The organism is Saccharothrix carnea (assembly GCF_003014735.1).
Taxonomy (GTDB): Bacteria; Actinomycetota; Actinomycetes; order Mycobacteriales; family Pseudonocardiaceae; genus Actinosynnema; species Actinosynnema carneum.
In genome coordinates this window covers 47,440-72,849 of the sequence record NZ_PYAX01000003.1, presented here as the reverse complement: position 1 = coordinate 72,849, position 25,410 = coordinate 47,440, and the positions used below count along the sequence as shown (strand labels likewise).

The 25,410-nt window shown below is 71.3% G+C and carries 25 protein-coding genes and 1 pseudogene; 13 read left to right on the top strand and 13 right to left on the bottom strand.

What is annotated here, in order from left to right:
• The first annotated feature begins 2 nt into the window (after positions 1-2).
• The 4 genes from B0I31_RS08560 (at position 3) to B0I31_RS08545 (ending at position 5,031) form a co-directional block, all read left to right on the top strand.
• A complete protein-coding gene (locus tag B0I31_RS08560) occupies positions 3-2,666 on the top strand; it encodes a bifunctional acetate--CoA ligase family protein/GNAT family N-acetyltransferase (RefSeq protein WP_106614812.1) in 2,664 nt (887 codons plus the stop codon).
• 135 nt (positions 2,667-2,801) lie between these two features.
• Positions 2,802-3,635 (top strand): glutamate ABC transporter substrate-binding protein, encoded by an 834-nt coding sequence (locus B0I31_RS08555; RefSeq protein WP_106614811.1) that lies wholly within the window; start codon positions 2,802-2,804, stop codon positions 3,633-3,635.
• Positions 3,636-3,693: 58 nt separating this feature from the next.
• On the top strand, positions 3,694-4,467 hold the full coding sequence (locus tag B0I31_RS08550; protein WP_106614810.1) for a GntR family transcriptional regulator: 774 nt from the start codon (positions 3,694-3,696) through the stop codon (positions 4,465-4,467).
• 237 nt (positions 4,468-4,704) lie between these two features.
• Positions 4,705-5,031 (top strand): hypothetical protein, encoded by a 327-nt coding sequence (locus B0I31_RS08545; RefSeq protein ID WP_106614809.1) that lies wholly within the window; start codon positions 4,705-4,707, stop codon positions 5,029-5,031.
• An 81-nt stretch (positions 5,032-5,112) separates the two neighbouring features.
• On the opposite strand, the gene B0I31_RS08540 is transcribed toward B0I31_RS08545, so the two are convergent.
• The 6 genes from B0I31_RS08540 to B0I31_RS08515 all read right to left on the bottom strand — a co-directional run bounded on the left by B0I31_RS08540 (position 5,113) and on the right by B0I31_RS08515 (position 10,352).
• Complete coding sequence (locus B0I31_RS08540) at positions 5,113-5,760, bottom strand: hypothetical protein (RefSeq protein WP_106614808.1); 648 nt, start codon at positions 5,758-5,760, stop codon at positions 5,113-5,115.
• Complete coding sequence (locus B0I31_RS08535; protein ID WP_106614807.1) at positions 5,757-6,308, bottom strand: hypothetical protein; 552 nt, start codon at positions 6,306-6,308, stop codon at positions 5,757-5,759. Before B0I31_RS08535 ends, B0I31_RS08540 begins: the two co-directional genes overlap by 4 nt.
• A 98-nt stretch (positions 6,309-6,406) precedes the next feature.
• Positions 6,407-7,210, bottom strand: coding sequence for an ABC transporter permease (locus B0I31_RS08530; protein ID WP_106614806.1), 804 nt, complete (start codon positions 7,208-7,210; stop codon positions 6,407-6,409).
• Entirely contained in the window at positions 7,207-8,199 is a 993-nt protein-coding gene (locus B0I31_RS08525; RefSeq protein WP_106614805.1) for an ATP-binding cassette domain-containing protein, read from the bottom strand. The genes B0I31_RS08530 and B0I31_RS08525 overlap by 4 nt, the downstream gene beginning before the upstream one ends.
• A gap of 81 nt (positions 8,200-8,280) precedes the next feature.
• Positions 8,281-9,021 carry an HNH endonuclease gene (locus B0I31_RS08520; RefSeq protein ID WP_073895196.1) on the bottom strand — a complete coding sequence of 247 codons (741 nt, stop codon included), beginning with the start codon at positions 9,019-9,021 and terminating at the stop codon, positions 8,281-8,283.
• Positions 9,018-10,352 carry an AAA family ATPase gene (locus B0I31_RS08515; RefSeq protein ID WP_106614804.1) on the bottom strand — a complete coding sequence of 445 codons (1,335 nt, stop codon included), beginning with the start codon at positions 10,350-10,352 and terminating at the stop codon, positions 9,018-9,020. Before B0I31_RS08515 ends, B0I31_RS08520 begins: the two co-directional genes overlap by 4 nt.
• Positions 10,353-10,463: 111 nt before the next feature.
• On the opposite strand from B0I31_RS08515, the gene B0I31_RS08510 reads away from it, so the two are divergent.
• A complete protein-coding gene (locus B0I31_RS08510; RefSeq protein WP_245949766.1) occupies positions 10,464-11,411 on the top strand; it encodes a helix-turn-helix domain-containing protein in 948 nt (315 codons plus the stop codon).
• On the top strand, positions 11,408-11,584 hold the full coding sequence (locus B0I31_RS08505; protein ID WP_106614802.1) for a DUF397 domain-containing protein: 177 nt from the start codon (positions 11,408-11,410) through the stop codon (positions 11,582-11,584). Before B0I31_RS08510 ends, B0I31_RS08505 begins: the two co-directional genes overlap by 4 nt.
• On the opposite strand, the gene B0I31_RS08500 is transcribed toward B0I31_RS08505, so the two are convergent.
• Positions 11,562-12,692 (bottom strand): sensor histidine kinase, encoded by a 1,131-nt coding sequence (locus B0I31_RS08500; RefSeq protein WP_106614801.1) that lies wholly within the window; start codon positions 12,690-12,692, stop codon positions 11,562-11,564. The two genes, B0I31_RS08505 and B0I31_RS08500, sit on opposite strands and share 23 nt — an antisense overlap.
• Positions 12,692-13,348, bottom strand: a complete 657-nt coding sequence (locus tag B0I31_RS08495; RefSeq protein WP_181320065.1) for a response regulator transcription factor — start codon at positions 13,346-13,348, stop codon at positions 12,692-12,694. Before B0I31_RS08495 ends, B0I31_RS08500 begins: the two co-directional genes overlap by 1 nt.
• A 106-nt stretch (positions 13,349-13,454) precedes the next feature.
• Between B0I31_RS08495 and B0I31_RS08490 the strand changes: the two genes are divergently transcribed.
• From B0I31_RS08490 to sigJ, 7 genes are all read left to right on the top strand, one after another.
• Positions 13,455-13,925, top strand: coding sequence for a hypothetical protein (locus tag B0I31_RS08490; RefSeq protein WP_106614800.1), 471 nt, complete (start codon positions 13,455-13,457; stop codon positions 13,923-13,925).
• 115 nt (positions 13,926-14,040) lie between these two features.
• Positions 14,041-15,060 carry a peptidoglycan-binding protein gene (locus B0I31_RS08485; RefSeq protein ID WP_181320064.1) on the top strand — a complete coding sequence of 340 codons (1,020 nt, stop codon included), beginning with the start codon at positions 14,041-14,043 and terminating at the stop codon, positions 15,058-15,060.
• Complete coding sequence (locus B0I31_RS08480; protein WP_106614798.1) at positions 15,057-15,722, top strand: ABC transporter ATP-binding protein; 666 nt, start codon at positions 15,057-15,059, stop codon at positions 15,720-15,722. Before B0I31_RS08485 ends, B0I31_RS08480 begins: the two co-directional genes overlap by 4 nt.
• Entirely contained in the window at positions 15,715-16,908 is a 1,194-nt protein-coding gene (locus tag B0I31_RS08475; RefSeq protein ID WP_106614797.1) for an ABC transporter permease, read from the top strand. The genes B0I31_RS08480 and B0I31_RS08475 overlap by 8 nt, the downstream gene beginning before the upstream one ends.
• A gap of 781 nt (positions 16,909-17,689) precedes the next feature.
• Positions 17,690-17,992: a fatty-acid--CoA ligase gene (locus B0I31_RS41620; RefSeq protein WP_181320063.1), complete on the top strand. Its 303-nt coding sequence runs from the start codon at positions 17,690-17,692 to the stop codon at positions 17,990-17,992.
• Between the two features lie 108 nt (positions 17,993-18,100).
• Entirely contained in the window at positions 18,101-19,291 is a 1,191-nt protein-coding gene (locus tag B0I31_RS08465) for an NAD(P)/FAD-dependent oxidoreductase (RefSeq protein ID WP_106614796.1), read from the top strand.
• 10 nt (positions 19,292-19,301) lie between these two features.
• Positions 19,302-20,237 carry an RNA polymerase sigma factor SigJ gene (sigJ, locus tag B0I31_RS08460; RefSeq protein WP_106614795.1) on the top strand — a complete coding sequence of 312 codons (936 nt, stop codon included), beginning with the start codon at positions 19,302-19,304 and terminating at the stop codon, positions 20,235-20,237.
• 6 nt (positions 20,238-20,243) lie between these two features.
• Here sigJ and B0I31_RS41615 read toward each other — a convergent pair.
• The 5 genes and pseudogenes from B0I31_RS41615 to B0I31_RS08435 all read right to left on the bottom strand — a co-directional run.
• Positions 20,244-20,365: pseudogene (locus B0I31_RS41615) on the bottom strand (succinate--CoA ligase subunit alpha); the annotation flags it as partial.
• 51 nt (positions 20,366-20,416) lie between these two features.
• Complete coding sequence (locus B0I31_RS08450) at positions 20,417-21,154, bottom strand: GntR family transcriptional regulator (protein ID WP_106614794.1); 738 nt, start codon at positions 21,152-21,154, stop codon at positions 20,417-20,419.
• A 508-nt stretch (positions 21,155-21,662) separates the two neighbouring features.
• Complete coding sequence (locus B0I31_RS08445; RefSeq protein ID WP_106614793.1) at positions 21,663-23,159, bottom strand: aldehyde dehydrogenase (NADP(+)); 1,497 nt, start codon at positions 23,157-23,159, stop codon at positions 21,663-21,665.
• A complete protein-coding gene (locus tag B0I31_RS08440) occupies positions 23,156-23,977 on the bottom strand; it encodes an NAD-dependent epimerase/dehydratase family protein (protein WP_106614792.1) in 822 nt (273 codons plus the stop codon). The genes B0I31_RS08445 and B0I31_RS08440 overlap by 4 nt, the downstream gene beginning before the upstream one ends.
• Positions 23,978-24,002: 25 nt before the next feature.
• Positions 24,003-24,785, bottom strand: coding sequence for an IclR family transcriptional regulator (locus B0I31_RS08435; protein ID WP_073895339.1), 783 nt, complete (start codon positions 24,783-24,785; stop codon positions 24,003-24,005).
• Between the last annotated feature and the right edge of the window lie 625 nt (positions 24,786-25,410).

The window sequence follows — 25,410 nt, the reverse complement described above, 5'->3', positions numbered from 1 at the left end:
GCGTGAACCCGTTCGACTACCCGAGGCACTGGGAGGCCGACGTCGTGCTCAGCGACGGCGGCACGGTCCACCTGCGCCCGATCACGCCCGACGACGCGGAGAAGCTGCTCGCGTTCCACGGCAGGCTGTCCGAGCGGACCCGCTACTACCGCTACTTCGGCCCCTACCCGCGGATGCCCAAGCGCGACCTCGAACGCTTCAGCACGGTCGACCACACCGACCGGGTCGCGTTCACCGCGCTGCTCGGCGACGACATCGTGGCCGTCGGCCGCTACGACCGGCTCGGTGACGGCGGGTCGGCCGAGGTCGCGTTCGTGGTCGAGGACGCCCACCAGGGCCGCGGCCTCGGCTCGATCCTGCTGGAGCACCTCGCCGCCGCCGCGCGCGAACGGGGGCTGAGCCGGTTCACCGCCGAGGTGCTCGCGGAGAACGGGCAGATGGTGCGCATCTTCCGGGACGCGGGCTACGGCGTGAGCCGCGCGTTCGAGGAGGGCGTGGTGCACCTGGAGTTCGACATCGACCCGACCGAGGAGTCGGTGGAGGTGGCGCGGGCCCGCGAGCAGGCCGCCGAGGCGCGCAGCGTGCACAACCTGCTGCACCCGAAGTCGGTCGCGGTGATCGGCGCGTCCACCGACCGGACCAAGATCGGGCACGCGGTGCTGACGAACCTGCTCGCCGCCGACTTCGCCGGACCGGTGTACCCGGTGAACGCCGAGCACCGGTCGGTGCGCGGGGTGCGTGCCTACCCGTCCGTGCTGGAGATCCCGGACGACGTGGACCTCGCGGTCGTCGCGGTGCCCGCCGCGGGTGTGGACGAGGTGATGGACGCCTGCCTGGCCAAGGGCGTGAAAACGCTGGTCGTGGTCACGTCCGGGTTCGGCGAGACGGGTCCGGGCGGGTTGAGCGCGGAACGCAGGCTCGCCGCCGAGGCGCGGGCGCACGGCATGCGGGTGGTCGGCCCGAACGCGCTGGGCGTGCTGAACACCGACGCGGGCGTGCGCCTCAACGCCACCCTGGCGCCGAACCTCCCGGCCCGCGGCCGCACCGGCTTCTTCTGCCAGTCGGGCGCGCTGGGCACCGCGATCCTGGCCACCGCCGCCGAACGCGGCCTCGGCCTGTCCACGTTCGTCTCCGCGGGCAACCGCTCGGACGTCTCCGGCAACGACCTGCTCCAGTACTGGGAGACCGATCCGGCGACCGACGTGGTGCTGCTGTACCTGGAGTCGTTCGGCAACCCGCGCAAGTTCGCCCGGCTGGCCCGGCGGCTCGGCCGCACCAAGCCGATCGTGGCGGTGAAGTCCGGTCGGCACGCCGTGACGCCCGCGCTGGCGGCGACGTCGGTGCCGGTGGACGAGTCGAGCGTGCAGGCGCTGTTCGAGCAGGCCGGCGTGATCCGGGTGGAGTCGCTGGCGCAGCTGTTCGACACCGCGCTGCTGCTGGCGCACCAGCCGCTGCCCGCCGGGCCGCGGGTCGCCGTGGTCGGCAACTCGACCGCGATCGGGCTGCTGGCCGCGGACACCGCGCTGGCCCAGGGTCTGGAGCTGGCCGGCGAGCCCGTCGACGTGGGCGCGCAGGCCGGGCCGGAGGCGTTCGCGGCGGCGGTGAAGGAGGCGTTGGAGAACCCGGACGCGGACGCGCTGGTGGTCGTGTTCGTGCCGCCGCTGGCGGTGCCGGGCACGTCGTTCGCCCGTGCGCTGCGCGAGGTGGTGGAGCAGGGCGGGCGGACCAAGCCGATCGCGTCGACGTTCCTGGCCGTCGAGGGCGTGCCCGCCGAGTTGGCGGTGCCCGGACCCGGTGGCGCGCCCGGACGGGGTTCCGTGCCGTCGTACCCGAGTCCGGAGCGCGCTGTGCTCGCGTTGGCCCGTGCGACCCGCTATGCGCGCTGGCGGTCCGCGCCGCAGGGCACGTTCGTCCGGCCGGAGGGCATCGACCCCGTCGCGGCGCACGCCATCGTGGCGTCCCAGGAGTTGGACGGCGAACGGACGCTCGACGACGAGACCACCGTGCGGCTGCTGGCGTGCTACGGCGTCGAGGTCGTGCCGTTCCGCGTGGTGACGTCGGCGGACGACGCGGTGCGCGCGGCGGGGGAGCTGGGCTACCCGGTGGCGATGAAGTCCACCGACGACCGGCTGCGGCACCGCACCGACCTGGTCGGCGTGCGGCTGGACCTGTCCGGCGAGGAGGCCGTGCGCACGGCGTACGCGATGCTCGCCGGGATGGCCGACCGGCCGGACGTGTACGTGCAGCGCATGGCGCCCAAGGGCATCTCGTGCGTGCTCGGCCTCCAGGACGACCCGTCGTTCGGCACGCTGGTGTCGTTCGGGCTGTCGGGACTGGTCAGCGACCTGCTGGGGGACCGGGCCTACCGCGCGGTCCCGCTGACCGACGCCGACGCGGCGGCGCTGGTGCGCGCGCCCAAGGCCGCGCCGCTGCTGGCCGGGTACCGGGGTGACGAGCCGGCGGACCTGCCCGCGTTGCAGGACCTGGTGCTGCGGCTGGCCGCGCTCGCCGAGGACCTGCCCGAGGTGCGGGAGCTGACGTTGGAACCCGTGCTGGCCAGCGCCGCCGGCGCGTACGTCAGCAGCGCCCGGGTCACGCTGGGACCGCCGCCGTCCCGGCACGACACCGGTCCCCGGCGGCTGCGGTCACCCGGCGGTGCGCGTTAGCGCGGTCACGGTCTCGATACACAACCGTCACCCTTGACCGATCAGGTGTCCCCTATCTTCCCCCTGGCTCTGGACCAAGTCCGTTGAGCCGCTTAGGTTTCCGGCATCCCGAGGAAGCTCCCGAAAAGGGGAAGAATGGCTCTGGCACCGCTGCGCGCCCTCGTGGTCGCGTGTTCCGCCGCGCTTGTCCTCGCGTCGTGCTCCACCGGTGACGACACGACCGTCGCCGGCAAGGCGGACAGCTCCAACGAGCTGACCATCGCCGTGGCGTACGACCAACCGGGGCTCGGTGTGCGCCGATTGGACGGCGCGTACCGCGGCTTCGACGTCGACGTGGCCCGTTATGTTGCGAAAGAACTGGGTGTCGAGGAATCCGGCATCACATTCACCGAGGCGACGCCGTCGGAACGCGAGAAGCTGCTCACCAGCGGCGCCGCGGACCTCGTCGTGTCCAGCTACTCCATCACCGACAAGCGCAAGGAGGTCATCGACTTCGTCGGCCCGTACTTCGTGGCCGGGCAGGACCTGCTGGTCCGGTTGACCGACGAGCGGATCACCGGGCCCGAATCGCTCAACTCCGGCAACCTGAAGCTGTGCTCGGTGGCGAACACCACTTCGGCGCAGTACGTGAAAGACCAGTTCGCGCAGTCCGTGCAACTCGTGGAATATCCCAATTTCAGCGACTGCGTCACCGCGCTGCTGGCCGAGCAGGTGGACGCCATGACGACCGACGACGTGATCCTCGCCGGGTACGCCGCGCAGAACCCCGAGCTGCTGCGCGTGGTCAACCGGCCGTTCAGCAAGGAGGAGTACGGCATCGGGATGCGCAAGGGTGACCCGACCAGCAGGGCGAAGGTCACCGCCGCCGTCCGGAAGATGATCGACACCGGCGAATGGCGCAAGTCGCTGGAGGCCAACGTGGGTGCGTCCGGTTACGCCATCCCGGACCCGCCGGAGCTCGCGTCGTGACGTGGGACCCACCCCGTTAGCGGTCTGACCGGCCCGGACCGCCCCGTAGGCTCGTCGCGTGCATGCCTCGCATTACGTGCCCCAGTACCGCGCGGACGGGCCGGTCCGCGCCGGTATCCCCGAACACGGCCGCATCCCCCGCTACTACGCGGTGAAGACCGAACTGCTGTGGCTCGTCGACGCCCTCGGCGAGGGCACGGCGCTGCCGTCGGAACGGGAGCTGGCCGAGCGGTTCGCGGTGTCGCGGGTGACGCTGCGGCAGGCGGTCGGGGAGCTGGTGCTCGAAGGCAAGCTGCAACGCCGCCAGGGCAGCGGCACCTACGTCGCGCCGCCGAAGCTGGTGCAGCCGCTGTCGCTGCTCAGCTACACCGAGGGCATGCGACGGCAGGGCGTGGACCCGTCGCGCGGGGTGATCACGGTCGAGCACCTGCCCGCGGACGACGTGCTGGCCCGGGACCTGCGGATCCGGCGTGGCGACCCGGTCGTCCACCTGGAACGCGTGCTGCTGGCGGACGGCGAGCGGATCGGGCTGGAGTCGACCTACCTGTCCGAGGCGCGGTTCCCGACGCTGCTGGAGGTGTTCGACCCGACCACGTCGCTGTACGCGTGCCTCGCCGACCGGTTGGGCGTGGTGTTCGCCGAGGCCGAGGAACGGGTGGAGACGGTGCTGGCGACGCCGCGCGAGGCGTTGCTGATCGGCACGAACCCGGCGCTGCCGATGTTGCTGCTGCACCGCGTGTCCCATGACAACGTCGGCGAGCCGATCGAGCGCGTCCGCTCGCTCTACCGGGGCGACCGGTTCAGCTTCATGGCGCGGCTGCGCGCGGAGTGAAGGTCACGTCGTGGTAACCGTCGCGCGTCCCGGGTCGACCGTCCACTGAGGACTGTCCGGTCATCCGACGTCCGGCGGGTGTCCCGGTCACGGTGCGACCGCCCGACCGTTAGCGAATCTTGCCCTGGAACCGCCCATTGGCAGCAAGTTCTCCGTGCCCCGGCGGCGGTACCGTTGGTGCCCTGGGACGTGAGTCCTCCTCACCCGCGACGCAGCGGGGGAAGCGGGGGTGGCGCCATGACGTTCAAAGAGGAGTTCCTGACGGAGCTCGAGGACTGCCTGCGCGGGTACGGCGCGGTACCGGTGATCAACCCGAACGCGCTGGCCAGGTTCATCGACTACGTCCGCCGACTGCCGGACGACGATTCGCGGCTGCGCTGCCTCGAAGGCGTCGACCAGGGTTCCGGTTCGTTCTGGAACAACCCGGCGGTGTGGTGGGAGCAGGTGCCCCGGTTCGGCCTCGGGTCGTCGGACTGCTCCGAGCTGCTCGACCGGATGCTGGACGAGGCGATCAGCGACGAGATCGACGTGCTGGAGATGGAGATCCGGGAACTGCCCGGGTGACCTCCGGGGCCGGACATGGGTTCACCCGTTGTGCACCTGGGTCGCCAGACGCACAACGGGGAGTCCCCACTTCGGTGTTGGTCAGACGGACAGCAGCCGGTCGAAGAACGTGCGGTAGCGCTTGAGGGCCTGCCGCAGCTCCTCCGTCTGCACCTCGTCGCCCCGCTGCCACTGCTCTTCGAGCGCGTGCTTGTGCTCGTTGAACGTGGTGGCCAGCGTCTGCATCACCTGGGCGACCAGTTCGTCGGCCCGCTGCACGGCCTCGCGCGGGTCGTCGACGAAGTCGGCCTGCAGCGCCCGCCACTCGGCCTGGTAGTCGGCCGCGTCGTCGTCGGTGAACAGCGGGGCGTCGCCCGCCGTCGTCTCGGCCGCGGACAGCTCGACCGGCGCTTCACGCCCGTCTTGCGCGCCGGACTCGTGCACCGACCTGTGCGCGTCGGGCTCCTGCGCGTCGGGCTCGTGCAGACCGGAGTCGTGGTAGCCGGACTCGTGGTAGCCGGCGGGCTGCTCGTGCGCGGACGGCTCGTCGTGCGTGGCGGGCTCGTCGGTCGGCACGGGCTCCCGGTCGAAGCGCTCCTGGTCGGTCAGGTTCGGCTCCGCGACGTCGCGGTCGGCCGGGGTCTGCTCGACCGGGTCCCGCTCGACCTGGTGGCCGCCGTGCGGCTCGCGGTCGAGCGGCGGGCGTTCGGCGAAGTCCTCGGTGGTGAGGTGCTGACGTTGCTCGGTCATGACCGCGCCCCTTCCCGGTGGTCGCCCAGCAGGTCTTCGAACACGGTGCGGTAGTGGACCATCGCGGTGCGCAGGTCCTCGGTCGTCGCCTCGCCGCGCTCCTGGCGCTCGACGATCGAGCGCGCCTGCCGGTAGTGGTCGAGCGTGCGGGCGTGCTCGACCGACAGCAGCTCCTCGCGGCGCTCGTGCCCCTCGGTGGGGTAGCCGCGTTCGGCCATCAGGTCGGTGATCAGGTGGTCCGCCTGGCCGACGGCCTGGGTCGGCTCGTCGACGAACTGCTCCTGGACGCTGGTCCAGGTGCGGGCGTAGTTGTCGCGCGTCGTGGGGTCGAGCGTGCGGAGCTGGAGCTTCGAGTGCTCGCGTTCTCGTTCCGCGAGCTCCCGTTCCGCCGCCATGCGGCTGCCATTGCGCTCCAAGGCGCGCTCGTACTCGGGGCCGAACTTCGAGCGCAACCTCTTGCGCTGCATGACGAACTTCAGCAGCACCGCGATCGCGGCCAGCACGACCAGCACGACGACGATCACGCCGATAGTGGTGCCGGTGGACATCTGCGCCTCCTCGGGCTCTGTTGTCCACCGGCTACCCGTCGTGCGGTCGATCCGAAACCTGTTCGGCTCTTGACAAGAACGAGTTTGCTGCGCTTGGCCTAGCGCGACACCGCCTTGCGGTACTGCCGGATCGCCAGCGGCACGAAGATCACCAGGAACACAACCACCCAGATCAACGTCATCAGCACCGGGTGCTGCAACGGCCACACGTCCGCTGGCGGCGCCATCGGGTTGGTGTTGCCGAACAGCTCACGTGCCGCGGCCGTCACCGCCGACACCGGGTTCCACTCGGCGAACGTCTTCAGCGGTCCGGGCAGGTTGCTCTCCTGCACGAACGTGTTCGCGATGAACGTCAACGGGAAGATCACGATGAACGAGGCGTTGTTGAACACCTCGGGGCTGCGCACCATCAACCCGACGATCGCCATGCCCCACGACACCGCGTAGGCGAACAGCAGCAGCAAGCCGAACCCGGCCAGCGCCTCCAGCGGCGAGGAGTGGATCCGCCAGCCCACGATCAGGCCCGTCAACGACATCACCACGATGACGATCACGTTGTTCACCAGGTCGCTGGTGGTGCGCCCGATCAGCACCGCGGACCGCGCCATCGGCAGCGACCGGAACCGGTCGATCACGCCCTTCTTGATGTCCTCGGCCAGCCCGCTGCCGGTGATCGACGCGCCGAACACCACGGTCTGCGCGAAGATCCCCGCCATCAGGAACTCGCGGTAGTCCAGGCCGGGGATGGCGATCGAGCCGCCGAACACGTACGCGAACAACAGCACGAACATGATCGGCGCCAACGTCGAGCCCACGATCAGGTCCGGGACCCGCTTGACCTTGATGAGGTTGCGCTTGGCGACCACCGCGCCGTCGCTCAACGCCTCCGTGAACGCGCTCATTTCCCCTGCTCCCCCTGCTTCTCTTCGGCGTTCTCGTCGGCGCCGTCGTTCTCGGCCGCGTGTCCGGTCAGCGAGAGGAACACGTCGTCCAGCGTCGGCCTGCGCAGGCCGATGTCGAGCACCTTGACCGACTCGGCGTCCAGCCTCCGGATGCCGTCCACCAGCACCTCGGCACCACCCGCCACCGGCACGGTCAGCCGGTGCCCGCGCTCGTCGCGGCTGATCTCCGCGATCGCCAGCGGCGTCAGCGCCGCCTTCGCCGTCTCCGCGTCCTGCGCGGAGCCCAGCGTCAGCTCCAGCCGTTCACCGCCGACCTGGTCCTTCAGCTCGTTCGAGGTGCCCAGCGCGATGACCTTGCCGTGGTCGATGACCGCGATCTTGTCCGCGAGCCGGTCGGCCTCCTCCAGGTACTGCGTGGTGAGCAGCAGGGTCGTGCCGCCCGCCACGAGTTCGGAGATCACGTCCCACATGCCGAGCCGGCTGCGCGGGTCGAGGCCCGTGGTCGGCTCGTCGAGGAACAGCACCCTCGGCTTGGCCACCAGCGCGCCCGCCAGGTCCAGCCTCCGGCGCATGCCGCCCGAGTAACCCTTGACCTCCCGGTCACCCGCCTCCACCAGGTCGAACCGCTCCAGCAGCTCGCGCGCCCGCTCCCGGCTGCGCTTCTTGCCCAGGTGGTAGAGCCTGCCGACCATGTCGAGGTTCTCGAACCCGGTCAGGTTCTCGTCCACGGCCGCGTACTGGCCGGACAACCCGATCCGGCGGCGCAGCTCCTTGGCGTCGGCGATGACGTCCAGCCCGGTGACGGTGGCGGTGCCCTCGTCGTGCTCCAGCAGCGTGGTGAGCACGCGAACCGTCGTCGTCTTGCCCGCGCCGTTCGGCCCGAGCAGGCCCATGACGGTCCCTTCGGGCACCACGAGGTCGAGGCCGTCGAGAGCGACCACCGACTTGTAGCGCTTGACCAGTCCCTCGGCCACGATTGCGTCTGCCATGCGGGCCATGATGTACCGGGGGTCCGACAATTTCAGGTGGATTTCCCAAACCGGTGCGGGGCCTTTCCAGGTGACGCGGCCTCAGGCCAGCAACTGCGTCCGCAGCTCCTCGTCCCTCAGCACGGCCAAGGCCCAGGGCGTCTCCTCGAACACCAGGTCCGCGCCCGGTGACCGCGCCAGGCGCAGCATCGCCTGGCAGACGTCCGCGAACGGTTGCCCCCGCACGGTCAGCACTGCCTCGCGCATCTCGTCCGCCGCGTCCCGCGCCCGCCCGGCCGTCCACCGCGACAGGCACATCAGCACCACCCGCCTCGCGTGCACCCGTCCCTGGGTCAGCACCGGCCGGTTGAGGCCGCACACGTCGATCGTCGCCTCGCCCTTCTCCGTGCGCGCCACGTACACGCCCAGTGACAGTGTGAGCAGGAGGTGGTCGAACGGGTCCTCGGTGGTGGGGTCCACCAGCAGCGGCGTGCCGTCCTCGGCCACCGGGAACCGGTCCCGCTTGAGGTTGCTGTTGCACGTCGAGCAGGCCAGCAGGTGGTTGAGCCAGTCGAACGTGCGCAGCGGGTTGAGCGACAGCGGCTCGAAGTGGTCGATGTCGGTGCCCTGGCTGTCACCGCAGTACATGCACCGCTGATAGCCCGGCGCCATGTCCTCCAACAACCGCCGCAACGGCGCGTGCACGTTCCGCCGCACGACGGCGCGCTTCCACAACGCGCGTGCGGTCCGTGTGCGGTGCGTGGCGTTGCCGATCTCCTCGGTGAGCTCGGGCAGCCGGGCGGCCAGTTCGGCGGGCAGCGCGGGCCGGACGAGCCGGATCACGTCCCGTCGCGTTCCAGCCGTGCGGCGACCTCGCGCGTGCGGGCCACCGGTGAGCTGGTCAGCAACGCCCGCAGCGCCTCGTAGCGGCGCACCGCGCGGGCGTCGGCCGTGCCGCCGATCACCGCGACCTCCAGGTCCACCAGTTCGGCCCGCAGTTCCTGCGCGCGTTCGGAGTAGGGCGTGTCCAGGCCGAAGAGCTCCGAGAGCACCGCGTCGTCACCGCTGCCGTAGACGATCCGCTCGTAGAGCTCCCGGTCGACCACCCGCGGCGGTTCCTGCTGGTCCGGTCCCGGCAGCCGGATCAGCCCGCCGGGGTCGGCGGCCTGGCACAGGTACGGGCTGTGCGTGGTGACGATGAACTGGATGTTCGGGAAGTGCTCCTTGAGCCAGCCGCCGATCCGCTTCTGCCACGACACGTGCAGGTGCGCGTCCACCTCGTCGATGATCACCACGCCGGGCGCGGTCAGGGCCAGGCCGTGCGCGGTGGGCGTGGTCTTCAGGTCGCCGTACGACTCGTGGATCTGCTTGATCAGGTCCACCACGAGCGCGGCGACGGTGCGGTAGCCGTCGCTCATCTCCCGCAGCGGGAACCGGTGCCCGCCGCTGACCACCCACAGGCCGTCGGAGTCGACGCCCTCGATCCGGTAGTCGTCGGGCAGCAGGCCGTCCGACAGCACGCCGAGCGCGACGGTCTTCAGCTCCTCCGCGCCCGGCCTGCGCTCCAGCGACCTCAGGTGCTGCTCGATGAGCCAGCCGACGCCCTCGGCCAGCGACGCGTCCTCGTGGAAGAGGCTCGCCAGCCGGGACACCGGGCCGTGGCTGAGCATCAGCCGCTGCGCGTCGCCCGCGCCGCCGACGAGCCGCCGGAACGGGCCGTAGGCCGCGCAGAACCACCCGGTCGGGTTGTCCTGCCACGGTCCGCGCAGGGCGGCGGTCTTGCTGCCCTCCAGCTTCTCCTTCAGCGACGGCTGCAGGCCCCGGTGCGTGGGGCGGCTCTCCTCGTCCGGCATCGTCCAGCCCAGGCCGGCCCACAGCCTGCCCTCGGGCGGGCGGCCCTTGCCGAACTTCTCCACCCGCCGGTCGTGGGTGAACTGGACCTGGACCACGCCCTCCCGCTGGCCCGCGGTGACCCAGTTCTCGAAGTCGGGTACCAGGTTGCGGGCCACCGCCGGACCGCTGACGGCCAGCGCGATCGCCCTGAGCAGCGACGTCTTGCCCGACCCGTTGCGGCCCGCGATCACCGTCCAGCCGGGCGCGGTGAGCTTGAGATCCACTTCGCGGGCGCCGTGGAACCCCTTGACGTTCCGCAGCCGGACCTGCGAGATGTACATGTGGCCAGACTTTAGTCGGCGCTGATCACCCGTCCAGATCGTCGGGCACGTCCCGCGGGTGCCCGCCCCCGCCCGCGGGGTAACCGACGGGGGACGAGTGAGGGGGAGAATATGCACCTTTTGGCGCTCGATCGAGTGAAAGAGAGCGGGCTGCGGAACCGCACTAGGGTGTTCGCAGTTCTTTTCCAGCGAGGAGAGATCCGCATGGCAGCCGTCCAAACCCGACGCAAGCGCAAGCTGGGGCAGTTCCTCAACGCTTTGCGCAAGCGGGCGGGCAAGACCGAGATCGACTACCACGCGCTGACGCGGAAGACGCAGTCGACGCTGTCGCGGATGGAGAACGGGTACATCAGTCCGAGTTGGACCGAACTGGGCGCGCTGCTCGGGCTCTACGGCGCGACCGATGCCGAACGGAGGGAGGCGGAAGCGTTGTGGGAGGACGCGAAGCAGGACGGCACCCGCCTGGTGTACGCGGCCGCGTTCACCCCGGAGGCGCGGACCTACGCCCGGCAGGAGGCGGATGCCACGGAGGTGCGCACCATCGAGATGATCGTCATCCCGGGACTGCTCCAGACACCCGCCTACGCGGCGGCGATCCGGCTCGCGGGTCAGCGCTTCATGGACTCGTCGGTGTCGGTGGAGCAGGTCACCGCGGCACTGGCGAACCGGCAGCGCAGGCTGCCCGGGTTACGGCTGCACGCGGTGATCGACGAGGCCGCCCTGCACCGAATCGTCGGCAATCCCACAGTCATGCGCGAGCAGTTGTCGCATTTGCTTGAGAAGGGCAAGCAGGACAACATCACCATCCAAGTGGTTCCGTTCGGCGCCGGTGCCCACGGAACCATGTCCGGTGGTGGCGCGACCGCACTCCGCTTCGAGGACAGTGATCCTTCGGCCGTGTACCTGGAGTACGCGGGCGGTGGCAAGTGGGTGGACAATCGCGCCGACGTGCAGAAGTACCTGCTGCACTTCGAGGAAATGGTGAGCGAGGTCGCCCTGTCGCCCAAGGAGTCGGCTTCGCTGATCAGAAAACTGGCAACCGCACTGAAGGACACATGAACAACGACAAGACGTGGCGCAAGAGCACCTACTCCGGCGCGGGGAACAACTGCGTCGAGCTGGCCGTGGGACGGAGCACGACCAGCGTCAGGGACAGCAAACGGCCAGGACCCAGATTGACCTTTGGGGAGCGCCCGTTCCGGGCGTTCCTCACGGCACTTCGGCAAACCTGACCGTCACCGCCAACCCGCCGTCCGCCCCCGGTGTCGCGGTCACCGTCGCACCGTGGGCGGCGGCGATGGCACGGACGATCGACAGCCCCAGTCCCAAGCCCCGTTCGCCCGTCGTGGTGGCCCGGTCCAGCCTGCGGAACGGCCGGAACAGCCCTTCCACCTCGTACCGCTCGATCTTCGGACCGGTGTTCGCCACGGCCAGGACACCCGGTCCGGCGTTCACGTCGACCCACCCGCCCCGGTGGTTGTGCCTGATCGCGTTGTCCACCAGGTTGCGCACCAGGCGCTCCAGCAGCACCGGGTCGCCGACGACCTCGCACGGCGCCATCTCGTGGTGCAGGTCCACGCCCGCCCGCTCGGCGGCTATCCGCGACTGCAGCAGCACGTGCTCGGCGATGTCGGAGACCGACGTCTTGGTGCGCTCGGTGAGCTCGTTCTCGCTGTCGGCCAACGTGAGCAGGCCGTCGATCAGCCGCTCGTGGCGCGCGTTGACCTTGAGCAGCTCGGTGCCGAGCTGCTTGGCGTCCGCCGAGGCACCCGGTCGGGTGATCGACACCTCGATGAGCGCCCGTTTCACGGCCAGCGGGGTGCGCATCTCGTGGGACGCGTCGGCGACGAACCGGCGTTGCCCGTCGAACGCGCGGTCCAGCCGCTCCAACATGGCGTTGAACGTCTCGGCCAGCTCGGAGACCTCATCGCGCGGCCCGGTCGGTGGGATCCGCTCGTGCAGCCCCTGGCCCGCCGCGATCCGCCGTGCGGCCTCGGTGATGCGGTGCACCGGCTGCAACGCGCTGCGCGCCAGCAGCCACCCGAACGCCACCGCGATGGCGGCCACGCACAGCAATGCGAGGCCTCCCCGGGTGAGCAGAGATCCCAGGACTTCGTCGCGGTAGCGGACCTGAGCGGTGCGGATGGCCTCGATCACGGCGTCGGAGGACGCTTCGCGCAGCTGGCGCAGGCTCGTCACGTCGCTGAACGGCTGGAGCCTGCCGTTGAGGCTCTGCCACACCAGCAGGTAGGTGACCGCGAGCAGGGCGCCGCCGGCGAGCAGGAACAGCCCGCCGTAGAGCGCGGTCAACCGACCCCGGATGCTCCACCGCCCGATCATCACGGGATCCGGTAGCCCACGCCGGGCACGGTCTCGATCAGCGCGGGTTCACCGAGCTTGCGCCGCAGTTTCATCATGGTGACCCGCACCGTATTGGTGAACGGGTCGATGTGCTCGTCCCACACCTTCTCCAGCAGGTGCTCGGTGGCCACCACGGCGCCCTCCGCCCGGACCAGCTCGGTCAGCAACGCGAACTCCTTGTTGGCCAAGGGAATGAACTCACCCGCTCGGGTGACTTGGCGACGGGCCGGGTCGACCCGCAGCCCCGCCCGTTCGAGCACCGGCGGGTTCGGCGGGCGCACCCGGCGCAGCAGCGCGTGCACGCGCGCGGACAGCTCCACGAACGCGAACGGCTTGGGCAGGTAGTCGTCCGCGCCGAGGGCCAGCCCCTCCACCCGGTCGCGCACCGCGGCGGCGGCCGTGAGCATGAGGATCCGCGTCTCGGCGCCCGAGTCGGCCAGCCGGCGGCACACGACGTCGCCGTGCACGCGCGGTATGTCACGGTCGAGCACGAGCACGTCGTAGGCGTTGACCGACAGGTGCTCCAGCGCGGAGTCGCCGTCGTGCACCACGTCGACGGCGAACGCCTCGCGGCGCAGCCACTCGGCGATGGTCGACGCCAGCGTCGGTTCGTCTTCGACCACGAGGATGCGCATGGGGTCCATCGTGCGCCGGGGGTCATAACCTCCGCATAAGCAGTTTCGGTTACGCGCCGGTTATGGCGCCGCTGGTCGACTGTTCCCGACGAACGAAGGAGGGAACATGCGACGCAGCATCGTGCTGGCCGCCCTGGCTCTGGCACTGACCGCGTGCGGTACGGGTGGTGAGGGGGTGGCGGCGCCGTCGTCGAGCGCGGCGATGAGCCAGGAGGAGCGGTCGCGCGAGTTCGCGAAGTGCATGCGGGACAACGGGGTGGACGTGCCGGACCCCGAGCCGGGCGGCAAATCGGGCGGCTTCGGCAAGGTTGATCGCACCGACCCGGACTTCGACCGCGCCCGCGAGGCGTGCCGGGCCTTCCTGCCCGGTGGCGGTGATCTGTCCGAACTGGACCCGGAGAAGCTGGAGCAGTTGCGCGTCTTCGCGCAGTGCATGCGGGACAACGGGGTGGACGTCCCGGATCCGGACCCGAACGGCGGCAAGCTGAGCGGCCTGGGCTCCATCGACCGGAACAGCCCGGCGTTCCGCGCGGCACTGGACGCGTGCCGGGAGAAGCTCCCGGAGCTGGGTCGATGAGCGCGCTCGGATGGCGGTACTCGGCTGGAGTTCACCCGATGAGCGGATGTGTGTCGGGCCGAGTCGGCGGGTCGGTCCGGTGAGCGGGCGCGGGCGGGTGCTGTGGGGAGTGGGCGTGACGGTCGTGCTGGGTGTCGGCGGTGTCGCGGCGTTGGGCCTGGGTGGCGCCGACCCGGTGCCGGCGAGCTCGGCGGACCTGCCGCCGGCCACGGCGAAGGTGGTGGCCACGACGTTGACCCGCACCGAACGGGTCGCCGGCACGTTGAGCCACGGCAGTGCCGTGCCTGTGCCGGTCGGCGCGCAGGGCACGGTCACCTGGCTCCCCGCACCGGGTGCGGTCATCGGGCGTGGCCAGGCGGTGTACGAGGTGGATGACCGGCCAGTTGTGCTGCTGTTCGGTGCGACACCCGCCTACCGGTCACTGTCCCCGGGCGCCACGGGCGGGGACGTCCGGCAGTTGGAGGAGAACCTGCAGGCGCTCGGCTACGGCGGGTTCACCGTGGACGAGTCCTACACCACCGGCACGGCCACGGCGGTGCGCGCGTGGCAGCAGGCGCTGGGTGTGCCGGAGACGGGAGCGGTGCAGGCGACGGACGTCGTGGTCACCGGTGGCGAGGTGCGGGTGGCCGAGCTGAAGGCGCAGCCGGGCAGTCGTGCCACCGGCCCGGTCCTCACCTGCACGGGCACCACGCGGGTCGTCGTCGTGCCGCTCGACGTCGGCAAGCAGCACCTGGTGGCCGAGGGCGTTTCCGCGACCGTCGTCCTGCCGGACGGCAAGTCCGTCGACGGCGTGGTCGAGTCGGTGGGCACCGTCGCCACCAGCGGTCCGGCCCAACCGGGCGCCACACCCACGACCACGGTCGAGGTGGTGGTGTCGGTGGCCGACCAGGGTGCGCTGGGCCGCTTCGACTCGGCCCCGGTCGACGTCCTGCTCGTGTCCGAGCGCAAGGAAGGTGTGCTCGCGGTGCCGGTGGGCGCGTTGGTGTCCCTCGGCGAGGGTGAGTACGGCGTGCAGGTGGTCGAGAACGGCGTCACGACGTACCTGCCGGTGGAGACGGGCCTGTTCGCCGCCGGCCAGGTCGAGGTCACCGGCGAGGGCATCGCCGAGGGTGTGGAAGTGGGGGTGCCGCGATGACACCGGTCGTGGAGTTGCGGGAGGTCGGTCGCGAGTACCAGGGCGTGGTCGCCCTGCGGGACGTGTCGCTCACCATCGGGCGCGGCGAGCTGGTCGGCATCGTGGGCCCGTCCGGGTCCGGCAAGTCGACGATGCTCAACCTCATCGGCACGCTCGACCGGCCGACGCGCGGCGAGGTGCGCATCGACGGGCACGCCGTCCGCGAGCTCTCGGACCGGGCCTTGTCCGCCCTGCGCGCGAGCGTGATCGGGTTCGTGTTCCAGCAATTCCACCTGTCGACTGGTATGTCTACAGTGGACAACGTCGCCGATGGCCTGCTCTACGCGGGCGTGGGCGTCGGGCAGCGGCGCCGACGTGCCGTGGAGGCGTTGAAGGCGGTCGGCCTGGGGCACCGGCTCACCCACCGCCCGCACGAGCTGTCCGGCGGTGAACGGCAACGCGTGGCGATCGCCCGCGCCGTGGTGGGCCGGCCCGCGCTGCTGCTGGCCGACGAGCCCACCGGCAACCTCGACTCCAAGTCCGGCGAAGGGGTGCTGCGGCTGCTGCGCTCCCTCCACGAGGCGGGCACCACGGTCCTGGTCATCACCCACGACCAGGAAGTCGCCGCGACCCTCCCGCGCCGGGTGGACGTGCGCGACGGTCGGGTGGTGGGCGATGCGTGACCTGCGACCGGCCCGCCTCTCACCGGCCGACGTGCTGCGGGTGGGTGGCGTGGGCCTGCGGGCCAGGCCCACGCGGGTCGTGCTGTCCGCGCTGGGCATCGCGATCGGCATCGCCGCGATGATCTCGGTGGTCGGCGTCTCCACCTCCAGCCGCGAAGACCTCGACCGCCGCCTCGCCGCGCTGGGCACGAACCTGCTGACCGCGGGCCCGGGCCAGACCCTGTTCGGCGAGCAGGCCCACCTGCCGACCGAGTCGGTGGGCATGATCGGCCGGATGGCACCGGTCCTGTCCGCCACCGCGACCGGCAAGGTCGTGGACGCCCACGTCTACCGCAACGACCGCATCCCGCAGACCCAGTCCGGTGGCATCGCGGTCCTGGCCGCCAGGACCGACCTCCTGGCCACGGTCGGCGCGACGGTCGCGAAAGGCGTCTTCCTCAACGAGGCCACGGCCCGCTACCCGGCCGTGGTGCTGGGCCACAAAGCCGCCGAACGGCTGGGTGTCGCCGCCCCGAACGAACCCGTGCACCTGGGCGGCGAGTGGTTCACCGTCGTCGGCGTCCTGCACCCCGCGCCCCTGGCCCCGGAGTTGGACACCGCCGCACTGGTCGGCTGGCCGGTGGCCCGGGAACACCTGGGCTTCGACGGCTACCCGACGACGGTCTACGCCAGGGCCAGGGAGGACGCGGTGCACAGCGTCCAAGCCAACCTGGCCGCCACCGCCAACCCCGAACACCCGGACGAAGTGGAGGTCTCCCGGCCCTCGGACGCCCTGGCCGCCAAACAGGCCACCGACGAAACCCTCAACGCCCTGCTCCTCGGTCTGGGCGCGGTAGCCCTCCTGGTCGGCGGCGTCGGAGTGGCCAACACCATGGTCATCTCGGTACTGGAACGCCGAGCCGAGATCGGCCTCCGAAGATCGCTCGGCGCCACCAGATCCCAGATCCGCACCCAGTTCCTGACCGAATCGCTCCTGCTCTCCGCCCTGGGAGGTGCGGCGGGCGCGGTCCTGGGCGTCCTGGTCACCACGGCCTACGCCACCTACCAGGACTGGCCCGCGGTGGTACCGGCCTGGGCGACGCTGGGCGGCATCGCCGCAACGGCCGTCATCGGCACCCTCGCGGGCCTCTACCCGGCGATCAGGGCCAGCCGCCTCTCCCCGACCGAAGCCCTGGCAACCCCATGACCTCTCGGTCCGACTCCGCGCAAAGCGGGCTCCGCTGAGCTTCGGCAGCACCGCCGAACAGGCCCTCCGCGATATCAACCACATGACCAACCACTACGACGTCTACCGTCCGACCCCGATCGCCTCGGGCACGTCGGTAGCGCCACCTCTCGGCCGCCTCGACCACGAGGTGCGCGGTCCGAGCTGGTCGCCGCGCTGACCGGCGACCTGGGCGGTCGCCGGCCCTGCGCCTGGCCGGCCGCTACCTGGCCGTGGTCCAAGACGCCCTGGCCCCGCCGGGTCTGGAGCCGCCGACCACCTTCGAGGCACACCGGGAGCGATGGGACGAGAGGTTCGCCGAACTGTACCGGCGTTCGTCTTGGACGCCGCGATCATGGCGGCCACCCACCTGCTGCCCGGGGCACCGCGCACCAGCTGTCGGTGCTGCTCGCGGCATTGCGTGAAGTCGGTCTGGTGGAGGTGATCGGCCGCCGCACGGAGTCCTAGGCGCTTCGCCGCCGAGCCATCGCGCCTGGCCCCCACCGAGGCTGGACTCCGGGCAGCGCTCACCCAGTCGGCACGCCCTCGGCTGACGACCCCCCTTTGTGGCCGCGATCCATCAGAGGTCGGCCGTGCTGTCGGGGTGACCGTGTCCGCGGGAACCGGCCACCGCGACAGCACGGGTCAGGAACCGACCAGCTTGGCCGCCGCCAGTGCCACCGGGTCCAGGGACCCCAGTTGCGCCGCCTGCTGGCCGAGTGCACCGCGCTGTGCCGAGACGAGGAGTGTCCACAAGGGACGGGTGACGAGCAGCCGGCGGGTCGTGCGGGTGGTGGACGGCGTGGCGGACGCCCGCGCGGACACCCCCACCGTGGAGGAGCTGCTGGAGATCCGGGTCGACGGCAAGGCCCTGTCGGTGACCATGCGCACGCCGGGTGACGACTTCGACCTGGCCGCGGAGGTCGGCATGACCCTGGCGGCTTCCTGCGCGGCACGTCGACGAACGTCTGCGCGGGCCGCCACCGCCTGCGCTGACCGCTACCAGCCGAACTCGCCGTTGATGGCGGTGGCGAAGTGGAGGCCGCCGCCCAGGTGGGCGACGTAGCGGACGTCCTTCCCGGTTACCCGGGGTGATCCACGTCACGGTCGAACCCTGTCAGGGATCGGCTCGCCGTCCCGTTCAGAGGGCGAGCAACCAGACAGGAGCACGAACATGCCGCACCGCATCGTCGTCCTCGGCGCCGGGTACGCCGGGGCCTTCGCCGCTGGAAACTTCGCCCGCCGCCTGCACCCCGACGACGTCGAGATCACCCTCGTCAACGCCGAACCGGACTTCGTCGAGCGGCTGCGCCTGCACCAGCTCGCCGCCGGCCAGGACCTGCGCCGCTACGAGCTGGCCGAGGTCTTCTCGGGCACCGGAATCCGCCTGCGGCTGGCGCGCGTCACCGAGGTGGACGCCGAGCACCGGACCGTCACGGTGGTCGACGGGAAGGGCACCGACTCGCTGCCCTACGACACCCTCCTCTACACGCTCGGCAGCACGGTCGCCGACCACGGCGTCCCCGGTGTGGCCGAGCACGCCTTCCACGTCGCCGCACGGCCGGCGGCGCTGCGCCTGCGCCGCCGCCTGGACGAGCTGGGCGGCGACGGGAAGGTGCTGGTCGTCGGCGGCAACCTGACCGCGATCGAGGCCGCCACGGAGATCGCCGAGTCCCGGCCCGGTCTCCGGGTCACCCTGGCCACCCGAGGCGAGCTGGGCGGGTGGCTGGGTCGGAAGGCCCGTCGCCACCTGCTGGCGGCGTTCGACAGGTTCGGCATCGAGGTCCACGAGCACAGCACCGTCGTCCGCGTCGACGGGACGGGCGCGGTCGCCGCGGACGGCCGGGTCTTCGCCGCCGACGCGACCGTCTGGGCGGCGGGTTTCGCCGTCCACCCGATCGCCGCGGCCAGCGGGCTCGCGGTCGCCGACAACGGCCAGGTCCTGGTCGACCGCCGGATGCGGTCGGTCTCGCACCCCGACGTCTACGCCGCCGGCGACGCCGTCCACACCATCGGGGACAACGGCCTGCCGCTGCCGATGTCGTGCGCTTCGGCGGGGTACACCGTGGGGCAGGCGATGGCCTCGATCATCGGTGACCTGACCGGCAAGGAGGTGCCGACGAAGTCCCTGCCGTACGTCGGCAACCACATCAGCCTCGGCCGGAAGGACGCGATCATCCAGGCGGTGGACGGCACCGCGCGGTCGAAGTCCTGGGCGCTGGGCGGTCGTTCGGCGGCATGGCTCAAGGCGGCCATCCTCCGGACCGCCGCCTTGAGCGTGAGCTACCCGACCTTCGGAATGCCCACCCGCAGGCACCGCCTGTCGACCGCCGCCGACCCCGTGACCGGAGCGGTCACTGCTTAGCCTGGCGTCCATGGACACCGCGACCGTGGAGCGCTTCGAGGCCAGCCGCGACCGGCTGGCCTCGTTGGCGTACCGCCTGCTCGGTTCGGCCGCCGACGCGGAGGACGCGGTGCAGGACGCGTTCCTGCGCTGGCAGGCCGCCGACCACGACCACATCGAGGTGCCCGAGGCGTGGCTGACCAAAGTGGTCACCAACCTGTCCCTCGACCGGCTCCGCTCGGCCAAGGCGCGGCGGGAGCGCGCGGTCGGCGCCTGGTTGCCCGAGCCGCTCCTGGACGGCGACCCGATGCTGGGCCCGGCGGACACCTTCGAGCAACGCGAGTCCGTGACCCTGGCGGTGCTGATGCTCCTGGAACGCCTGTCGCCGGTCGAGCGGGCCGTCTACGTCCTGCGCGAGGCGTTCTCCTACAGCCACGCCGAGATCGCCGGGATCCTGGACATCACCGAGTCCGCGAGCCAGCAGCACGCCCACCGGGCCCGGCGGCACGTCGCCGCCGGGCGCAACTCCGGTGAGGTGGACCGGGCCGCCGCACGCCGGATCGTCGAAGCGTTCTTCGCCGCCTCGTCCTCCGGCCACACCGAGCGGCTGGTGGCGTTGCTGACCGACGACGCGACCGCGCTCTCCGATGGCGCCGGGTTGGCCGAGAAGCTGCTGCAGTACCCGAACCGCGAGCGGGTCGCCGCCGTCGCGCGGGCTCTGTTCAAGCCGTCCACGGCGAAGCGGCGGCTGCTCGGCGGTTCCCTGGCCGTCCACGCCGGCGTGGTCAACGGGTCACCCGCCATGATCGCCGTGGTGGACGACCGGGTCGTGGGCGTGGTGGCGCTGGAGGTCCGGGACGGCAGGATCGCGATGTTGCGCGGCATGGCCGCCCCGTCCCGGCTCGGCCGCATCACGGAGCAGTGGCGGCGGCGCGGGCACGACGACTCGCTCATCGACTCGTGGTGACCGGGGTCAGGTCAGCAGCTCCCGCAGCAGGCGGGCCGTCTCACCGGGCGTCCTGCCGACCCGCCCGCCGCTTCCAGGACTTGCCTCTTGGCCTGCGCGGTGCCCGCCGAGCCGGACACGATCGCGCCCGTGAGCTGGACCTAGTCAGGCGTTGCGCGGATCGGGGCGGGTAGTCCCGATCACTTCGGCTGCGTGGCGTCCCGGTGCTCGCGGTAGGCGGTGCGGGTGCGCTCCGTGTGGTGGCTCATCACCCTGGCCGCCTCTGCGGGCTCGCCCAGGGTGATGGCGTCGATGATGTCGGCGTGCTCGGTCCACGCGTCCTCGCCGCGGGTCAGCGCGAGCGGTGCGTAGTACCAGCGGGCCCGGCGGTCGACGGTGGTGATCATCTCGGCCAGCACGGTGTTGCCGGACAGCTGCGTGATGAACGCGTGCAGTGCGGCGTTCGCGGCGACGACCCGTTCCACGTCCTTGGCCTTGAGCGCGGCGACGCCTTCGTTCTGCAGCTTCCGGAGCTGCTTGACGTCCTCCGGCGTGGCGCGCTCGGCCGCCAGCCGGGCGGAGTAGGTCTCCAGGACGTTGCGCACGGAGAGGAGTTGGTCGGCCTCTTCGTCGGTCGGCGTGTGCACGAACGCACCCTGCGCCGGGCGCAGGTCGACCCAGCCCTCGGTCTGCAGGCGCTGCAACGCTTCGCGCACCGGCTGGCGGCTCACGCCCAGGTGTTCGGCGAGCTCGATCTCGACGAGGTGCTGCCCGGGCTTGAGGGTTCGGTTGACGATCAGGTCGAGCAGGGCCTCGTAGACGGCCTGGCGCAACGGGGCGGGCCGTTCGACCTTCCGGGCGGCGGCGCTGCTCAGCGAGTCGCGGGCCGCACGGCGGGTGTTTCCCGCGCCGATCAGCGGCGCGTCGGGCTGGCTCACGGTCGCCTCCTCGGGCAGGTGTCGAGAATGCCCGAATCTCAGCATACAGATTTTCGTATGCAATAAGCAATCTGGCTCAACCGGTCAGGTGCCTGTCGGTGGCACGGCGGCCCTCACATGGGCTATCGCTCGCGTACTTCATACAACATACTGTATGCAATTGAGGTGAAGGCGAGGGACGTCATGAAAGTCGCAGTTCTCGGAGCCGGAGTCATCGGCGCCTACGTCGGAGCGGCACTGCACCGCGCCGGCGTGGAGGTCGTCCACGGCGGACCGGTCCGCCGTGGACGACCGGGTTCCACCCAGCGGACTGACCGGCCTCGCCCAAGCGGCCTGGCTGGCTCCCGCTCAGCGGCGTGGACGGCCGCGCCCAGTGGCGTGCACGGGACCGCCAGGTGGCCTGGCCCGGCCGGGCCTCGCACAGTGGCCTGGCCGGCCCCGCCCAGCGGCGTGGGCGGGGCGGGGCCGGCGGCGTGTGGGGCGCGGCGGCCCGGCGGTTGGCGATCGGTCAGTGGGTCCCGAGCACGCCGTCCACCCGGCGTGGGATGCCCAGCGGGTTGTCGTTGCGCAGTTCGGCGGGCAGCAGGGGGTCCGGCCAGGACTGGTAGGTCACCGGTGCGAGCCAGCGGCGGATTGAGGTGGCCCCGACGGACGTGTGCAGCGGGTTGGTGGTGGCCGGCCAGGGGCCGCCGTGGTGCATTCCCCACGCCACCGCGACGCCGGTCGGCCAGCCGTTGAAGATCAGCCGACCCACGACCGGCCGCAGTGACTCGGCGACGCGGGCGGCGGGCTCGTGCTCGGACTCGGCGGCGTGCACGGTGCCGGTGAGGGTTCCCGGGAGGTGCGGCAGGACGGACGCCAGGTCGGCGGGATCGGTGTAGGTCACCACGATCGCCGCTGGGCCGAAGTGCTCCTCGGTGAGCTTCTCCAGGTTGTCCGCGAACGTCGCCAGCGGCACCTGGAAGAGGCGCGGTGGGACGCTCCAGCCCTCGGTCGGCGCGGTGCCCTCGGCGACCAGTGAGGCCAGCCCCGACGAGGCCAAGCCATCGGTGCCCGACCGGTACGCGTCGCACATGCGCTCGTTCAGCATCGGGCCGCCCACCGCGGACGACACGGCGTCGGACAATGCGGGGACCAGGGACTCCGGCGCGAAGACCAGGCCGGGGTTGGTGCAGAACTGGCCGACGCCGAGGGTCAGCGAGCCGACGAACTCGGCCGCGAAGCCTTCAGGCCGGGCCGCGGCGGCCTCGGGCAGGACGACGGTCGGGTTGACGCTGCCCAACTCGCCGTAGAACGGGATCGGGTCGGGCCGCGAACTCGCCAGGTCGAACAGCGCCCGACCGCCCACCGTGGAACCGGTGAAGCCGACCGCCTTGATCGCCGGGTGCTTGACCAGCGCCACACCGGCCTCCTGCCCGTGCACGATGCCGAAAACACCCACCGGCACCACGGACGCCACGATCCGCGCGGTCTCCGCCGACGTCCCCGGGTGCGACGGGTGCGCCTTCACGATCACCGGGCACCCCGAGGCCAGCGCGGACGCCGTGTCGCCACCCGCCACCGAGAACGCGAACGGGAAGTTGGACGCCGCGAACACCCCGACCGTCCCGAGTGGACGGAGCATGCGCCGCAGCACCGGGCGCGGCGGGATGATGTCGGGGTTCGCCGAGTCCAGCGTCGCCTCGACGTAGCTGCCCTCGCGCAACACCCCACCGAACAGCCGCAACTGGTTCGTGGTCCGCTTCAGCTCCGTCGTCAACCGCGGCACGCCCAGCGCCGTCTCGGCCTCCGCGACCTCGACCAACGCGTCCGACGAAGCGTCCAGCGCATCCGCCACGGCGTCCAGCACCGAAGCCCGCTCCACCGCGGGCATCGTCGACCACGACGGGAACGCCGCCTCGGCCGCACGAGCCAGCGAGTCCACCGAGACATCCGATGTCTCCGGCACCGGCGAACCCACCGGCTCACCGGTCCGGGGGTTGTACCCCTGCACGCTCCCGCTCATCGACCGGCCTCCTTCACCGCGGTGTCGAACTCAGGCGTGCACCACACGCCACCGAGGTGCGTCAGGGCGGGCGAATCGGGATCCGGCGAGCCACCGGCCAGGATCTCCGAAGCGAACACCTCGGAGTCATCGGATGACTTGTACCCCAACGCCTCCGCCTCGGCCAGCGAGAACCACCGCCGCGTGTTGTCCGAGACACCCCACACCACCCGGAACCCGGGCGACGGCGCCGACAGGCACGCCTCGAACAGCCGTGCGCCGTCGTCCGGCGACAGCCACGTCGACAGCATCCGCGCGTCCCGCGGCTTCTCGAAGCACGACCCGATCCGGATCGCGATCACGTCCATCCCGTACCGCGACGCGTACAGGCTGCCCAACGCCTCCAACGCCACCTTGCTCACGCCGTAGTACGTGTCCGGCTTCGGGAACAGGTAGTCGCCCGCCTCACCGGCCGAACGCTCGTAGTACCCGACCGCGTGGTTGGAGCTGGCCAGCACCACTCGGGACACCCCGGCCCGCCGCGCCGCCTCCAGCACCACGTGCGTGCCGTTGATGTTGACGTCCAGGATCTCCGCCCACGGCCGCTCCAGGCTGTGCCCGCCGAGGTGGATCACCGCGTCGACACCCGCGCACGCCTCGTCCATCGCCGCCTGGTCGGTCACCGACGCCGTCACCAACTCGACCCGTTCACCGTCTTCGGCGGCGGGCAGCGGCGCGATGTCGAGCAGGCGCAGGGTCCGGTCCGGCGCGGCCAGCCGGGTGCGCATGAGCGTGCCGACTATGCCGGCGGCGCCGGTGATCAGGATTCGTGCGGTCACGTCGAGCCCTTTCGCGATAACGGAATCAGCGGCCGAACTGGCGCAGCAGTTCGGTGATCGTGCGTGCGGCGTGCAGCAGCGCTTCGACGACCTGGCGCTCGTGGTCGGGGTCGAGCCGGCCCAGCGGCACCGAGCAGCTCATCGCGTCGAGCACCGGGTTGCGGTAGGGCAGCGCGACCGCGAAGCAGCCCAGGCCGGGCGTGTTCTCCTCGCGTTCGTGCGCGTACCCGACCGCGCGGAACCCCGCGAGCTGCGCGTGCAGCGCCGGGCGTTCGATGATCGTGTTCGGCGTCAACGGCGTCAGCCGGGCGGGCAGGATCGCGTCGACCTCGGCGGGCGTGCGCGCGGCGAGCAGCGCCTTGCCCAGCGACGTGGAGTGCGCGGGCAGCCGCCGTCCGACGCGGGACACCACGCGCAGGTGGTGCTCGGACTCGCGGCTGGCCAGGTAGACCACGTCCGCGCCGTCCAACCGCGCCAGGTGGACCGTCTCGTTGATCTCGCGGCGCACCTGCTCCATCACCCGGATGGCGACCTGCACCACCGGGTCGTGGTCGAGGTACGACGTGCCGACGAGCAGGGCGCGCACGCCGATGCCGTACGTGCCGCGGGTGGGGTCGAGCTCCACCCAGCCCCGGGCGACGAGCGTCTGCAAGAGCATGTAGAGGCTCGACTTCGGGTAGCTCAGCTCGCGGTGCAGTTCGGTCAGGGTCAGCGGGCGGTCCGACGCCGACAGCACTTCGAGCAGTTCCACAGTCCGATCGGCCGACTTGACCGCGTTCGGCCGAGCGGGTGACGCGGGTCCAGTCACCAAGTCCTCCACGGGAAACGTTCCGGCAACACGCACTTGACACGTCGCTGCGCCGATTCTTACAGTCCGGCCAACACGTTCACAAGTACGACCGCAATTCATATATATGAACAGTACGGCCGTGAACAGGAGTCGCCGTCCATGACACTCTCCCGCCGGTGCGCCACGGCCGTCGCTGTAGTGACCGTTGCGGGTCCCATCACGCACTCGACCTGCGGGTACCGGTCGTCGAGCGGAGCGGTGCACCGCCACGTGCCGCCACCGGCCCGGACGCACCGCGCCGCGAGGCCACCCGAGTTCCGCGTCAAGTCTCCCGGCGCGTGGCTCCGCGCCGACGCCGACCCCGCCCGCGGCGGGCCTGCGGAGGCCTGCGCCGAACCGGTGAACCCCCGCGAACGCCCGGGGTTGCGCAACACCTGGACTTGGCCCGTCCATTCACCCAGGGTGGCCCGGTGACCCCGGTCGACACCCTCCGAGACGTGGGGGCGACGGCTAGTGGCGGCGGTGCCGTCGCTGCCCACCCCGTGGGGCGGCGCCGACGTCGGTGCCGCCCCACGGAACCGCTCCCGAACCACTGCCACGTCGGCGGGGACTCGCTCATCAGCGCCGATGGTGCCCCTGCTGC

Coding starts and splice junctions, on each gene's coding strand:
- sigJ (WP_106614795.1), top strand. CDS start 19,302: ATGGACACCGCGACCGTGGAGCGCTTCGAGGCCAGCCGCGACCGGCTG.
- B0I31_RS08500 (WP_106614801.1), bottom strand. CDS start 12,692: ATGATCGGGCGGTGGAGCATCCGGGGTCGGTTGACCGCGCTCTACGGC.
- B0I31_RS08445 (WP_106614793.1), bottom strand. CDS start 23,159: ATGAGCGGGAGCGTGCAGGGGTACAACCCCCGGACCGGTGAGCCGGTG.
- B0I31_RS08495 (WP_181320065.1), bottom strand. CDS start 13,348: ATGCGCATCCTCGTGGTCGAAGACGAACCGACGCTGGCGTCGACCATC.
- B0I31_RS08535 (WP_106614807.1), bottom strand. CDS start 6,308: ATGTCCACCGGCACCACTATCGGCGTGATCGTCGTCGTGCTGGTCGTG.
- B0I31_RS08540 (WP_106614808.1), bottom strand. CDS start 5,760: ATGACCGAGCAACGTCAGCACCTCACCACCGAGGACTTCGCCGAACGC.
- B0I31_RS08510 (WP_245949766.1), top strand. CDS start 10,464: ATGCACCTTTTGGCGCTCGATCGAGTGAAAGAGAGCGGGCTGCGGAAC.
- B0I31_RS08530 (WP_106614806.1), bottom strand. CDS start 7,210: ATGAGCGCGTTCACGGAGGCGTTGAGCGACGGCGCGGTGGTCGCCAAG.
- B0I31_RS08490 (WP_106614800.1), top strand. CDS start 13,455: ATGCGACGCAGCATCGTGCTGGCCGCCCTGGCTCTGGCACTGACCGCG.
- B0I31_RS08545 (WP_106614809.1), top strand. CDS start 4,705: ATGACGTTCAAAGAGGAGTTCCTGACGGAGCTCGAGGACTGCCTGCGC.
- B0I31_RS08475 (WP_106614797.1), top strand. CDS start 15,715: ATGCGTGACCTGCGACCGGCCCGCCTCTCACCGGCCGACGTGCTGCGG.
- B0I31_RS08465 (WP_106614796.1), top strand. CDS start 18,101: ATGCCGCACCGCATCGTCGTCCTCGGCGCCGGGTACGCCGGGGCCTTC.
- B0I31_RS08480 (WP_106614798.1), top strand. CDS start 15,057: ATGACACCGGTCGTGGAGTTGCGGGAGGTCGGTCGCGAGTACCAGGGC.
- B0I31_RS08515 (WP_106614804.1), bottom strand. CDS start 10,352: ATGTACATCTCGCAGGTCCGGCTGCGGAACGTCAAGGGGTTCCACGGC.
- B0I31_RS08555 (WP_106614811.1), top strand. CDS start 2,802: ATGGCTCTGGCACCGCTGCGCGCCCTCGTGGTCGCGTGTTCCGCCGCG.
- B0I31_RS08525 (WP_106614805.1), bottom strand. CDS start 8,199: ATGGCAGACGCAATCGTGGCCGAGGGACTGGTCAAGCGCTACAAGTCG.
- B0I31_RS08505 (WP_106614802.1), top strand. CDS start 11,408: ATGAACAACGACAAGACGTGGCGCAAGAGCACCTACTCCGGCGCGGGG.